We start from the raw sequence: 14,624 nt of genomic DNA, 5'->3' as shown, positions 1-14,624 counted from the left end.
AGGAGATCCGAGTCGATGAATCCCTTTCGGTGCCACCTCACCGTTCATCACGACAACCTGATGCTCCGGGATCACCGCGTCCACGGGACGCGGCTCCTGCCCGGCGCCGCATGGATAGAGGTCCTGTCAAAGGTCCTGCGGGAGCGCGGATTCCCCATTTACCGGATGGCTTTCCGGGATCTGCTCTTCCGCACCCCTGTCGCGCCCGGCGCGGACGCGCCGAAGCGGGTCCTCGTCACCGTGGACCGAGCGGATGGCGGCTGGCTCGTCGTCGTGCAGAGCCGGGACGCCGGCGCAGAGGACACCTCCGGAGCATGGACGGACAACCTGTCATGCCACCTCGTGGAGGACACATCCCCCTTCGGAAAGACAATTGACATCGCGGCGCTGCAGCGAGGGGCGAGGCGCCGGGTCGATCTCGAGGAGATCTACAGCGCCACGCGGCGCATGGAGATCGTCCACGACGACTTCATGAAGGTCCGCGGCCACGTCGACGAGGGAGAGGATTACCTCCTGGCCTTCTTCGAGCTCGGCTCTCTCGGCAAGGAGTACCTCGACGAGTACCACCTCCACCCGGCGTTCCTCGACTCCGCACTGGTGTTCCCGCCGTATTTCATCGTGCCGCCGGGCCAGACGACCGAGGTCCCGTTCATTCCCTTCCATGTCGACGTCTTCCGCGCGGTGGATCGGCTGGGGGGCTCGTGCTTCGTCCACATGAAGAAGCAGGAGCTCAGGAGCTCCTCGCAGCACGTGAGTTACGGAGACATCGAGCTCTACGATCCTAGCGGCAGGCAGGTCGCCGCGTACGGCCGGTTCTCTGCCAAGCGTGTCCGGTTCAAGCAGCTCATCCAGCAGCTCGCGCCGTCCGTCGAGGCGGCGCCCGCGAAGGACGGGCCGGGCGCCTCGTCGCCAACCACCGCCGCGGCCGGCGCGGCGGCGGGCTTCGACGCGGCGCCGCCCGCAGGAGGAGGCGAGGCCTCCGCGGGAGGCAAGCCCGCCGCGCCTGTGGGCCACGAGGCCACGCGCTCGGCTGCGGCGCAGGCGCCTGCGCAGGGCGGCCCGGACGCGGCGCCGGGCGTGCGCGGGGCCATCGTCGCGGAGCTGCGCGCCATGCTGGGCGGGCTCCATGGCGAGGGCGCCGAGGAGGTCCCGCTCGACGTCGGCTTCTACGAGCAGGGGCTCGACTCCGCAGACCTGCTGCGGCTCGTGCGGATGCTGGAGAAGCGCCTGCAGACGCAGCTCTATCCCACGCTCCTGTTCGAGCACACGACCGTCGCCGATCTCGCCGCGTACCTGGCGAGCCACCACGCCGACCGGTTCGCCCGGCCAGCGATGCCGCCGGATCGCGCCCCGCCGCCGGATCGCGCTCCGCCGCCGCCCCGGCCGGCCGAGGTCGTTTTCGCCCGGCCGGCGTGGGGACCAGCTCCCGCCGCCGCCGCCGATCTCCGGCCCGGCGCGTTCTGGATCTTCGACACCGGCACCGAGACGCGGGACGCCCTGATCGCGCGGCGGGAACGCGACGGGCACCCCGCCGGGCCCGTGGTCCTCGTCCGGCCCGGCGCGCGGTTCCGTGAGATCTCGCCCGACACGTTCGAGGTGGATCCGCGGTCCCCCGACGATTTCCACGCCCTCGTGCACGGCCTCGAGGCGCGCTCGGGGCTGCCGTCGCGGATCCTGTTCCTCTGGGGGCAGGATCCGTTCGCCGGCGACGACGAGGCGATCGCGCGCGGCCTGGAGCGCGGCATCCACGCCGCCCTCTGGCTGGCCCAGGCGCTCTGCGCGTGCTCGCCAGCGGAGCCGGTCGAGGCGGTCCTGGCCTACGTCGAGCGCGACGACGGAGACCACGCCCACCTCGCCGCGCTGGGCGGCTTCGCCCGGACGCTCTCCCGCGAGAACCCTCGGTTGAGGTTCAGGACCCTGGCCATCGACCCTGCGTGCGGCGGCGGGGCAGCGCGCCTGCTGGACGCGGTCCTGCCGTCGTTCGGGCGCGGCGACGACGCCCTCGAGCTGCGCTACGAAGGCGGCCGCCACTGGGCGCGGCGGTGGCGCACGTGGACCCCGCCTGCCGCGGCGGGCGGGCCCGCCAGGCCAGGCGGCGTGTACCTGATCACGGGCGGGACGGGGAAGCTCGGCCTGCTCTTCGCCCGGCTCCTGGCCGGTGAGCCGGGCGTGAAGCTCGCGCTCGTCGGCCGGTCGCCGCTCGGCGAGGCCCAGGCGGCCGCGCTGCGCGCGCTGGCAGCGCAGGGCGCGGAGGCCGTCTACCTGCAGGCCGACCTCTCCCGACGCCGCGAGGTGGTCGATCTGGTCGCCGCGATCAAGGCCCGGTTCGGGCGCCTCGATGGGGTCATCCACGCCGCGGGGCTGATCCGGGACGCGCTGATCCCCTCGAAGACGAAGGAGGCGGTGCAGGCGGTCCTTGGCCCCAAGGTGCTCGGCACGCTCGCGCTGGACTGGGCCACCCGGGACGAGCCGCTCGATTTCTTCGTCTCGTTCTCGTCGACCTCGGCGGCGTGGGGCAACGCCGGCCAGAGCGATTACGCGTACGCCAACGCCTTCCTCGACCACCACGCCGCCCACCGCGAGCTGCTGCGGCAGAGAGGCCAGCGCTCGGGCAGGAGCCTCTCGATCAACTGGCCGCTCTGGCGCGACGGCGGCATGCAGGTGGACGCGGATGCGGAGGCCGCGCTCGCCGAGCAGACGGGCATCGTTCCCCTGGACACCCCCTCCGGCCTGCGCGCCTTCCATGTCGCGCTGGGCGCCGGCCTCACCCGGCTCCTCGTCGTGGCAGGAGAGGCCGAGCGCCTCCAGCGGATCCTGTCGCTGGACCCCGCCGAGGACGAGCCGCCCGCGGCGGCGGCGAGCGCCGCCTCGGGCCGGGCACCGGGCGCCCAGCCGACTGGCGCGCCGGGCCTTCCGCCGGCCGCGTCCGGCGTCGAGGTGCCGCCCGGGGCCACCGGCGACATCGCCATCGTCGGGCTCGCGGGCTTCTACCCCCAGAGCGAGGATCTGCATGCGTTCTGGCGCCACCTCGCGGAGGCGCACGATCTCGTGATCGAGATACCCGGCGAGCGCTGGGACTACCGATCTCACTTTGACCCCGAGGAGCGGCGGCAGGGGACGTCTCCCTGCAAGTGGGGCTCGTTCCTCGAGCGCTTCGACCAGTTCGATCCGCTCTTCTTCAATATCTCCCCGCGAGAGGCCGAGATCCTCGATCCTCAGGAGCGGCTGTTCCTGCAGGCGGCCTACCATGCGATCGAGGACGCCGGGTACGGCGGAGATCGCCTCGCCGCCGAGAGGGTCGCTGTCTTCGCCGGCGTGATGTGGGGGCAATACCAGCTCTTCTCCGCCGGCGTGGGGCCCGGGCAGCCCGGTCCCACCCTGGGCTCGCTCTACGCGTCCGTGGCCAACCGGGTCTCGTACTTCTTCAACTTCGCCGGGCCCAGCGTGTCGCTGGACACGATGTGCTCCTCCTCGCTCACGGCGATCCACCTGGCCTGCCAGGCGATCCGCGCGGGCGATTGCACCGCGGCGATCGCCGGCGGGGTCAACCTGTCGCTGCACCCGAACAAATACACCTTCCTCAGCCAGGGGAACCTGCTCTCGGACGAGGGGCGCTGCCGCACCTTCGGAGAAGGAGGGACGGGCTATGTGCCCGGCGAGGGCGTCGGCGCGGTCGTGCTCAAGCCGCTCGCCAGGGCCGTGGCCGACGAGGACTGGATCTATGCGGTCATCAAGGGGACGGCCGTCAACCACGGCGGCCGCGCGAGCGGCTTCACGGTCCCGAGCCCGAAGGCGCAGGGCGACTGCATCGAGGAGGCGCTCCGCAAGGCCGGCGTCGCCGCACGGAGCATCAGCTACATCGAGGCCCACGGCACGGGGACGGCCCTCGGGGATCCCATCGAGATCGCCGGCCTGTCCAGGGCCTACCGGAAGGGAACCGCAGATCGCCAGTACTGCGCGATCGGCTCCGCCAAGTCCAACCTGGGTCACCTCGAGGCCGCGGCGGCCATCGCGGGGGTGACCAAGGTGCTGCTGCAGATGCATTACCGGCAGCTCGCGCCGTCGCTCCACGCCGACCCCCCGAACCCGAACATCGATTTCGAGGGCTCCCCCTTCCGCGTCCAGGCGCGGCTCGCGCCCTGGCAACGGCCGGTGCTCGAGGAGGGCGGCGCGCGGCGGACCGTGCCGCGGCGCGCGGGCGTCAGCTCCTTCGGCGCCGGTGGCTCGAACGCACACGTCATCCTCGAGGAGCACGACAACCGGGTCACCCCCGATGACGGCCGCCCGCGCGTCTTCGCGCTCTCGGCCAGAGACGAGGAGCGCCTCGACGACTACGTGCGCCGGTTCATCGACCTCCTGGAGCGGCGCGGGAGCGGCGCCCTGCCGGCCGGCGCCGCAAACGGCGCGGCAAACGGTGCCGCAAATGGTGACGGCGTCCTCGCCGCGGCGCAGGCGGCCCTGCGGGACGTGGTGGCCGAGCTCCTGTCGGTGCGGGCCGAGGAGATCGAGCTCGACGTGGCCTTGAGCTCCTATGGATTCGAGCCCGTCCACGCCGTCCGCCTCGCCGAGCGCCTGCGCGAGCGGCACCGGATCGAGATCCAGCCCGACCTCGTGGTCGGGCTCACGGACGTCAAGGCGCTGTCCAGCCACCTCGCGGCCACCCATCCGGAGAGGTTCTCCGCGTCGCGAGGCGCGCTGCCGCAAGGCGGCGCGGGCGAGGCGGAGGGGCCGCCGCGGCTCAGCCTCGCGGACCTCACCTACACGCTGCAGGTGGGCCGCGCGGCGATGCCGGCCCGCCTCGCCCTTGTGGTGCGGTCGCTCGACGAGCTCCTGGAGGCGCTGAAGGACACCCGCGACGGCAAGGCGCGCGAAGGGCTCCACCGGGGCGCCGCGAAGAGGCCACACGCCCTCGCCGCGCCCCTGATCGAAGGGCGCTCCGGCCGGACGTTCCTCCAGTGCATCGTCGAGGATCGCGAGTACGACAAGCTGGCCTGGCTCTGGACGGCGGGCATCGATGTCGACTGGCGCCTGCTCTACGAGCGCGAGCCCGTCCGGCCGAGGCGCGTCCCGCTGCCCGTCTATCCGTTTGCCCCCAGGCGGTACTGGGCGCCGAGCCGAGAGGTCGCGGCCGTGCAGCAAGCTCGACCCGCGCCGCACATGCCGGCGCCGCAGGTCGCCGCGTTGCCGGCGCCGCAGGTCGCCGCGCTGCCGGCGCCGCAGCTCGCCGCGGTGGAGGCGCCGCAGCTCGCCGCGGTGGGGGGCGCCGCGCCGGCGTTCGCCGCGGAGGCGGCCGCCGCGCCGAACACCCTCTTCCAGGCGCGCTGGGAGCCCGTGACCGCGGTGTCCGGCGCGCCGCGCCCGGGCGCCGAGCGCGTGCTGATCGTCGTGTCGGAAGGGGGCGAGCGGCTGGCCGAGGCGATCCGGCGCGCCCATCCGCGCGACGAGATCCGCGCGCTGTGGTTGACCGGCGACGGCGACGGGCGAGGCGTGCCCGCCGCGGGGCGCTCGGTCTCCGTCGGCGACGCCGGCGCCCTCGAGCGCGCCCTCCAGGACCTGCTGCCGGCGGAGCGCGCCTACTTCCTGGCTGGCAGGCCGGGGCGGGCGGGCGACGACCTCGAGGAAGAGGCGCTCGATCGCAGCGTCGCGCGGGGGCTACTGGCATTCTTCCGCACGATCAAGGCGCTGGGCGAGCAGAGCGGCCCGGCGCCGCGGCTCGCGCTTGTGACGGAGCGGGCGCACGCCGTGCTGCCCGGCGAGCTCGCTCATCCGCCGAGCGCCGCGCTCCACGGCCTGGCCGGCGTGGTGGCCAAGGAGCTCCCCCGGCTGCTCGTCCAGGGCGTGGACGTGCACGGCGAGACGCCCGAGGCCGACGCCCTCGCGATCCAGCAGGCCCTGGGCGGCGCGGCGACCGACGCGCACGATCGCGCCTTCCGCGGCGGGCGGTGCTACCGCCGCGTGCTCCGCCCGATCGCCTTGCCCCCCGCGGCGAGCTCGCCGTTCCGGCGCAGCGGCGTCTACTGCATCGTCGGCGGCGCGGGCAGGATCGGCATGGATCTCAGCCTGTTCCTCGCCGCCTCGGCCGGCGCGCGCCTCGTCTGGATCGGCCGACGCCCGCTCGACGCCGCCCTGCGCGGCCGGATGGAACGCGTGTCGGCCGCCGGCGGAGAGGTCCTCTACCTCCAGGCGGACGCCCGCTCCCAGCGGCAGCTCGCGGCGGCGCTGGGCGAGGTCCGCGCCCGCTGGGGCCGGATCGACGGGGTGTTCCACGCCGCCTTCCTGTTCGCGAGCGAGCCGCTCGCGGCCATGTCGCCTGAGCGGTTCCTCGAGCTGCTCGGGGCCAAGCTCTGGGGGAGCCGCGCGCTCGCGGCGGCGCTCGCCGAGCACACGCCGGGTTTCCTTGTCTTCTTCTCCTCGATCCAGTCCTCCTCCCGGGACAAGGGGCAGGCCGCCTACGCGGCCGGCAGCGTGTTCCAGGACGCGCTCGGGGCGAGCCTGGCCCGGTCCGCCGCGTACCCCGTCAAGGTGGTCAACTGGGGCTACTGGGACGACGGCGACGCGCTCGGCCACCAGCGCCTCGCCGCCCTGGGGTACGGCGCCATCGCGCCGGGCCAGGGCCTTGCCGCGCTGGAGCGGCTCCTCGCGGAGCGCGCCGCCCAGCTCGCTGTCGTACCGGCGGACGAGCACGTCCTCCGCGCGCTCGGCGTCGCCGATGACCGCTCCCTGGAGCTGCTGCCAGAGAGCTCGCCCCCGCTGCTCGCGCGCCTCGCCCCGGCGCTGGAGGACGAGGGCCGGCGCGCCGAGCTCCCGGATCTCGGCCCGGCGTTCTCCGCGCTCGACGCCTTCGGCGAGCGCGCGCTGGCCGCCGTGCTCCGGGACATGGGCCTCTCCCGGGGGCCCGGCGCGCGCGCGAGCGCCGTCGAGGCGCGGGACCGGCTCGGCATCGCGCCGCCGCACCACCGGCTGTTCTCGGCCCTGCTCGCCCTCCTCGACGAGGCCGAACAGGCGCGGAGCGACGCCGGGCCGGCGGCTCCGCTGGCTCGCCCCGCCGGCAGCCTGGCTGCCCTCGAGGGCGAGCGAGATCGCCTGATGGAGGCTCACCCCGAGGCGCGCGCCCACGTCCAGCTCCTGTGGGAATGCCTGCGCCATTACCCCGCGATCCTGACCGGCCGGGTCGCGGCGACCGACGTGCTCTTCCCCGGCGGGTCGATGGCGCTGGTCGAGGGCATCTACCGGGGCAACGGCGCGGCCGACCTCTTCAACCGGATGGTGGCGAAGAGCGCGGCGGCGTTCGTGCGCGAGCGTCTCGGCGAGGCGCCGGGGGAGCGCGTGAGCATCCTCGAGATCGGGGCCGGCACCGGGGGCACGAGCGCCGGCGTCCTGGCCGAGCTGCAGCCTTTCGGCTCGCGCGTGCGCTACGTGTACACCGACGTCTCCAAGGCGTTCTGCCTCCACGGGAAGCGGGCGTATGGAGAGCGTTATCCCTTCGTGGAGTTCCGCGTCCTCGACATCGAGAAGGACGTGGAGGAGCAGGGCTTTCCCGCGGGGCAGTTCGATCTGGTCCTCGCCGCCAACGTGCTCCACGCGACCCGCGACATCGCCAAGACGCTGGGGCGCGCGAAGACCCTGCTCAAGGCGCGCGGGTGGCTCGTCGCCAACGAGGGCACCGGGGTCCAGGGCTTCCTCACCATGACCTTCGGCCTGCTCGAGGGGTGGTGGGCGTTCGAGGACGAAGCCGAGCGCCTTCCGCACGCGCCGCTGCTCGATGGGAGCGCCTGGAGGCGGCTGCTCGAGCAGGCGGGCTTCTCGCCGGTGCTGCCCCTCGGCTACGTGGGGCCCGGGGGCGACGTGATCCCGCAGCAGGTGCTCGTGGCCGAGAGCGACGGGATCGTCGCGAGGGGGCCGTCGCACGGCGCTGCGGCGGCCGTGCGCCCCGCGAGCGCCGAGGAGGCCGCGAGCGCGCGTCGGGAGAGCGTGGCCGCGGCCGATCCAGGCGATGTGCCAGCGCGGAAGGACGCGCCGGCGCCCCGGCGCCCGGTCGATGGCCACGAGGTGGAGGCGCGTGTCACGGCGTGCGTCGCCGCCACGCTGGACCTGCCGGTCGCGTCGATCGATCCCTCGGCTCCCTTTGCCGAGTACGGCGTGGATTCGATCCTCGGCGTGGATCTCGTCCGGCTCCTCAACGAAGCGTTCGGCGTCAAGCTCCGCACCACCGTGATCTTCGACTGGACGAGCGTGCGCGCGCTGGCTCGGTTCCTCGTCGAGACCCACGGCGACGCCCTGCGCCCGGCCGCGCCGCCGCGCGAGGCCGCGCCGCCGCGCGAGGCCGCGCCGCCGCGTGAAGCCGCGCCGCCGCCGCCCGCGCTCTCCAGCGCAGCCGCACCGCGAGACCAGGCCCCGGCGGCTGCGAGATCGCGCCGCATCGCCGTGATCGGCCTGTCGGGTCGATTCCCCGGCTCGCCCGACCTGGACGCGTTCTGGGACAATCTGGCGGCGGGTCGGGATTGCATCACCGAGGTACCGAAGGATCGGTGGGATCCCGATCGCATCGGCGGATCGGCCGCGCAGTTCCGCTGGGGCGGCTTCCTCGACGACATCGACAAGTTCGATCCCCTCTTCTTCAAGATCTCGGGCCGCGAAGCGGAGCTGTCCGACCCGCAGCAGCGGCTGTTCCTGGAGGAGGCATGGAAGGCCCTGGAGGGCGCCGGCTACACGCCCGAGGCGCTCGATCGCGCGCGCTGCGGCGTCTACGCGGGCGCGCTCGACGGCAACTACCAGGCCTTCATGTCCCCGAAGGATCTCGACGAGCCGCAGACCCTCTGGGCCAACGACACCTCGGTCATCGCCGCCCGGATCGCCTATTTCCTCAACCTCAAGGGGCCGGCCATCACCATCAACGGCGCCTGCTCCTCGTCGCTCATCGCCATCCACATGGCCTGCCAGGCCCTCTGGAGCGGCGAGGTCGACCTCATGCTCGCGGGCGGCGTCTGCCTGATGACCTCCCATCACTTCCATGAGGTCGCGGGCAAGGCAGGCATGCTCTCGCCGAGCGGCCGGTGCAGGACCTTCGATGACGGCGCCGACGGCTTCGTCCCCGGCGAGGGCGTCGGCGTTGTGCTCCTCAAGCGGCTCGACGACGCGCTCCGCGACGGGGATCCCATCCGCGCGGTGATCGCCGGCTCCGGGGTCAACCAGGACGGTCGCACCAATGGCATCACCGCGCCGAGCGCGCTCTCGCAGGCCGAGCTGGAGGCCCGGATCTACCGCGACTTCGACGTGCATCCGGAGTCCATCACCCTCGTCGAGGCCCACGGCACCGGCACCAGGCTCGGCGACCCCATCGAGGTGAACGCGCTGACCGACGCGTTCCGGACGCTCACGTCAAAGACGGGCTACTGCGCGATCGGCTCGGTGAAGACCAACATCGGCCACACGGCGCTCGCGTCGGGCGTGGCGGGCTTCATCAAGGCCGTGCTCGCGATGGAGCGCGGGCAGATCCCCCCGAGCCTCCACTTCCGCGGGGCCAACGAGCACATCGACTTCGCGAACAGCCCCTTCTTCGTGAACACCGAGCTCAGGCCGTGGCGCCCCTCGGGGCCCCGCCGGGCGGCGATCAGCTCCTTCGGGATGAGCGGGACGAACGCGCACGTGGTGCTCGAGGAGCCGCCCGCCCGCCCGCGCGCGGCCCCGTCCGCGGCCCCGCCCGCGTTCCTGATCGCCCTCTCCGGGCGCACCCGCGCCGCGCTCGAGCAGCGCGTCCGCGAGCTCCTGCGCTGGCTGGAGGGCGCCGGCGCCGCCGAGGCGCTCGGCGACATCGCCTATACCCTGCTCGTCGGGCGAGCCCACTTCGACGTCCGCGCCGCGTTCGCGGCCGCGAGCCGCGAAGAGCTGACCGCGCGCCTGCGCGCGGTGATCCGGGGCGAGGCCGACGGCGGCGTCGTGTTCGGAGAGCTCGGCGCGAAGCCGGCCAGACCGGAGCCCGCCTTGCGGGAGCTCGCCAGCGTCCTCCTGGGCGAGCTGCGCCGCGCTCCCTCGGGCGACGCCGGTGGTGCGGGCGGCGCGTACCGGAGCAAGCTCCTCGCGCTGGCCGATCTCTACACCCGCGGTCACGACCCCGACTGGCGAGCGCTGTTCCCGGAGGACACATGGCGCCGGCTCGTCATGCCCGTGTATCCCTTTGCCCGGGCGCGCTACTGGCTGTCTCCCGAGCCGGTCGAACGCGAGGCGCCGGCGCGCCTGCACCCCCTCGTCGACGGCGTCGACCTCGCGGAGAGCCTCGGCGCAGGGCTGACCTTCCGGAAGACGTTCTACCCGGGAGATCGTGTGGTCAGGGATCACCGCGTCCACGACGCTGCGGTCCTTCCGGGCGTCGGGTTCCTGGAGATGGCGAGCGCGGCGGCCAGCCGGCTGCTCCCCGGCGGGCGCGCCAGCCTGCGCCGGGTGTTCTGGCTCAACCGGCTCGAGGTCACCGGGCCCGTCGATGTCCGGCTCCACGTCTACCCCGAGCGCGAGCACCACCGGTTCCAGATCGCGTCGGGCGACGACGAGCCGACCGTCTTCGCCGAAGGCGAGCTGCACCCGGCCGCGCCTGCGCCGGAGGCCTCGGGCGAGCGCCTCGCCCTCCAGGACATCCAGGCGCGCTGCGCGGAGCTCGCCGACGGAGAGCAGTTCTACCGCGGGCTCGAAGGGTCGATCCTGCGTTACGGACCGTATTTCCGCGTGATCAAGCGCGTCTGGGCCAGCCGGGAGGAAGCCCTGGCGCTGCTGGAGCTCGACGGCGCGTTCCGCGGCGAGCTGGACCGCTACGGCCTCCATCCCGCGCTGATGGATGGCGCCCTGCAGACCGCGATGGCCCTGTCGGCGTCTCACGGCAGGGAGGGCCAGGCGATCGCGCTGCCGTACACGGTCGAGCGGGTGGATGTGCTCCGTCCCCTGGGCGCGCGGCTCTATGCCCACGTCAGGCAGGCGGAGAAGGACCGTTACAAGGTGTCCTTGCTCGACGTCTCCGGGGCCGTCTGCGTCGAGCTCCAGGGCCTCGTCGTGCGCGCTCCCAGGGACCCGCTGGGGCGGCTCTTCTTCCGGCCACGCTGGGTCTCGGAGCCGGCCGAGGAGGCGCGCGACGCCGCCGGTCCGGGCGCCGTCCTTGTGTTCGCGCCGCCCTCGTGGGGCGACGCGGCGCAGCCGATCGCCGCTGTCCATCCCGATCGCCGCGTCGTTCTGGTCACGCTGAGCCGGGAGACGAGGCTGTCCGGCGCCGATCGCCTCGAGGTGGACCGGCGCGACCCTGAGGCGTTCGCGGCGTGCCTGCGGGCGAACGCGCCGATCGCGGGCATCTACTTCCTGGGTGGGCTGCAGGCCGGGCCCGCGGCGCTCGACGATCTCGAGGCCCTGGAGCGGAGCCAGGAGAGCGGCGTCTTCGCCGCCTTCCACCTGCTCAGGGCGATCCTCGCCCTGCGGCCAGCGCCGGAGGGGATGTTCTTCAAGGTCGTTGTCGATCGCGTCCACCCGGTCAGGGCAGGAGAGCGCGTCGCGCCGCACGGCGGCGATCTCGTGGGCTTCTGCCGCTCGGCGGCCAAGGAGCTGTCCGGCGTGCGCATCGGCGTCGTCGACGTCGTCGACGTTGACGCCGCCGAGCTGCGGCGCGACGGCGAGGCGCTCCGGGCCGGCGCGCTGTGGCGGGCGATCGCGCGTGACCCCGGCGCTCCGGGCGGCGTGGTCGCCTACCGCGACGGCGTGCGCAGCGTGCCCATCCTGGAGCCGGTGGCGCTGCCGCCGGCGCCGCACGCGCCGTTCAAGCGGTCGGGCGTCTACCTCATCGCGGGCGGCACCGGCGGCATCGGGATCGAGCTGGCCCGTTACCTGGCCGAGCATTTCGCCGCGCGCCTCGTGCTGCTCGGCCGCAAGCCGCCGAGCGCCGTCGCGGCGCAGCAGATCGAGGAGATAAGGGCCCTCGGCGGCGAGGTGCTCCAGCTCCAGGCCGACATCGCCGACGAGCAGTCCATGCGCGCGGCCGTCGCCAGCGCCCGGGAGCGGTTCGGCCGCATCGACGGCGCGATCCACGCGGCCATGGTGCTCGCGGACCGCACGCTGATGACCATGGACGCGGAGACCCTCCGCTCGGTCCTCCGGCCCAAGGTGCGCGGCAGCGTCGTTCTCTGCCGCGCGCTGCGGGACGAGCCGCTCGATCTCCTGATGTTCTTCTCTGCCGGGCAGTCGTTCCTGTGCAACGCCGGCCAGAGCAACTACGCAGCGGGCTGCGTCTTCAAGGACGCGTTCGCCCTGGCCCTCCACCAGCAAACCGGCGTTCCGGTCAGGATCATCAACTGGGGATTCTGGGGGAGCGTGGGCGCGGTGGCCAACGAGGAGGTCCGGCAGCGGCTCTCGGCCCTCGGCGTCCACCCCATCCACACCCACGAGGGTTTGGAGGCGGTGGTCAGGGTGGCCGCGAGCCCGCTGGAGCAGGTGCTGGCCTTCAAGGCCGAGCCCGGGTTCCTGCAGGCGATGGGGGTGAGGTGGGAGCGGCGATACCAGGCCTTTGCCCCGGCCGCGCCCTCGCTGATCGAGGCCGCGCTCGATCGCCTGGAGCCCCCATCCATCGACGCGCGCGCCCTCGAGCTCTCCGGCGAGGCAAGCCGCGCGCTGCAGGCGTTCGGGGCCCGGGCGCTGCTGCGGGCCCTTCAGGGGATGGGCGCGCTCCGCCGCGCGGGCGAGCGGCGCCAGGTCTCCGCGCTGCGGGAAGGGCTCCAGATCGCGCCGCACTACCATCGCCTGTTCGACGCCCTGCTGGGCATCGTCGAGCGGGCCGGCTGGGCGCGGGTGGACGGCGAGACGGTGACCGCGGCGGCCGACCTCCCCGATGCCCTCCACGCATGGGACCAGGAGCAGGCGACTCGACGGCTTCTTCAAGAGCACCCGGGGCTCGAGGACATGCTGCGCTTCCTCTCCGCCTGCCTCTCGGCCTACGGAGAGGTGCTGACCGGGCGGCGAGGGCACATGGATGTCCTATTCCCGGGCGGGACCACGTCGCTCGTGGAGAACATCTACAAGGGCAGCCCGGTCGTCGATCACTACAACCGATGGGTCGCCCTCGTTGTCGCCCGCTATTGCCGGCTCCGCCTCGCGGAGGATCCCACGGCGGTCGTCCGCGTGCTCGAGGTCGGCGCCGGGACCGGCGGGACCACCGCCTTCGTGCTCGAGGCGCTGGCGTCGTTCGGCGATCGGGTGCAGCTCGTCTTCACCGACATCTCCGCGGCCTTCGTCCGCCAGGGCGAGCGGACCTTCGGCGACCGCCATCCGGCGGCGGAGTTCAAGGTGCTCGACCTCGAGAAGGATCCAGAGGCCCAGGGCTTCCGGAGCAACGATGTCGATGTCGTCTTCGGGACCAACGTGTTCCACGCCACGCGGCAGATCGAGAGAACGGCCGGGTGGAGCAAGCGCCTGTTGCGGCCCGGAGGCCTCTTGATCCTGAACGAGGTCACCCGGGTCCAGGAGTATCCGACGTTGACCTTCGGCCTCACCCCGGGCTGGTGGCATTTCGAGGACGAGCCCCTGCGCATGAAGGGGTCGCCGCTGCTCAGCATCGCCGGCTGGCGGGAGGTCCTCGGGCGCCTCGGCTTCCGCGGTCTCCGCGCGCTCGGTTTGCCGGGCGTCGCGCTGGAGGCGCAGGACCAGGCCGTCCTCGTCGTCGAGAGCGACGGCGTCGTCGAGCTCGACGCGGGCTCGCCGGCTCCGACGGCCCGAGCGGCCCACGCCGCGGTCCCCCCGGAGAGGCCGGAGAGGGCGCGCGAGGTGCGCGAGATCAACGGAGCGGCGCGTGGTCACGAGGTGCGCGCGAGCGAGCCAGTGAACGGGCATGCGCGCGAGCAGGGCAACGGCCATGGGGCGGAAGAGCGGCCGGCGCGGCAGCGAGCAGCGGTCGCGGCTCAGCCGCCTGCCGAGGCCCGGCAGGATCGCGCCGCGCTCCTGGAGAGCACCCGCACGTACGTGAAAGGCATCTTCTCCGATGTCCTGAAGATCGAACCGGAATCCATCCAGGATCATCGGAACTTCGATGCGTACGGCGTCGACTCGCTGGTGGTGCTGAACGTGACCAGGCGGTTCGAGCAGCGGGTCGGCGCGCTGCCCTCCACGCTCCTCTTCGAGAAGCTGACGGTGGAGGATCTGGCGGTGTTCTTCGTCGACCACCATGAAGCGGCCCTGCGCGCGTCGGAGCCGCCCGGGGCCGGCGGGGGCGGCGCGGAGCCCGTGCGGCCGCGCGCCAACCCGGAGCGCCCGGAGCGCGCCGACGCCCCGGAGCGCGCCGGCGTAGCCCCCGGGCGGCGCGCCCCGAGCCCCCCGGCTGCGGCCGTCGAGCGGTTCGACGGCGCTGTGCCCGAGGACCTCGCGGGCGAGGTCGCGCGGATGTCCGACGCGGAGGTCGAGCGCCTGCTGGGGTGGCTGCAGGGCGGGGGCGCGGGCGGCGCGGGTGGCGCGGGTGCGACGAACGGCTCCTCGGCCGTCCGGGCGAGCCTCGATGACGGCCAGGAACGCGAGGCGGAGCGCCGCCGGCTGGACCGGGGCCCCTCAGGCGAATGGCGATGACCCTTCGATCACAGGATTTGATGATGGACGCGAAGAGAGAGAGCCTC

The 14,624-nt window shown here is 73.5% G+C and carries 1 protein-coding gene; it reads left to right on the top strand.

Annotated features, from left to right (window positions below):
• Positions 1 to 15 precede the first annotated feature (15 nt).
• Positions 16 to 14,577, top strand: coding sequence for an SDR family NAD(P)-dependent oxidoreductase (locus WMF29_RS22470; RefSeq protein ID WP_437330795.1), 14,562 nt, complete (start codon positions 16 to 18; stop codon positions 14,575 to 14,577).
• Positions 14,578 to 14,624 lie beyond the last annotated feature (47 nt).

Origin of the sequence: Sorangium sp. So ce381, assembly GCF_051473845.1 — a bacterium.
GTDB lineage: Bacteria > Myxococcota_A > Polyangia > Polyangiales > Polyangiaceae > Sorangium > Sorangium atrum.
The sequence above is the reverse complement of the archived record's forward strand: the minus strand, read 5'-3'. Positions and strand labels throughout refer to the sequence as shown.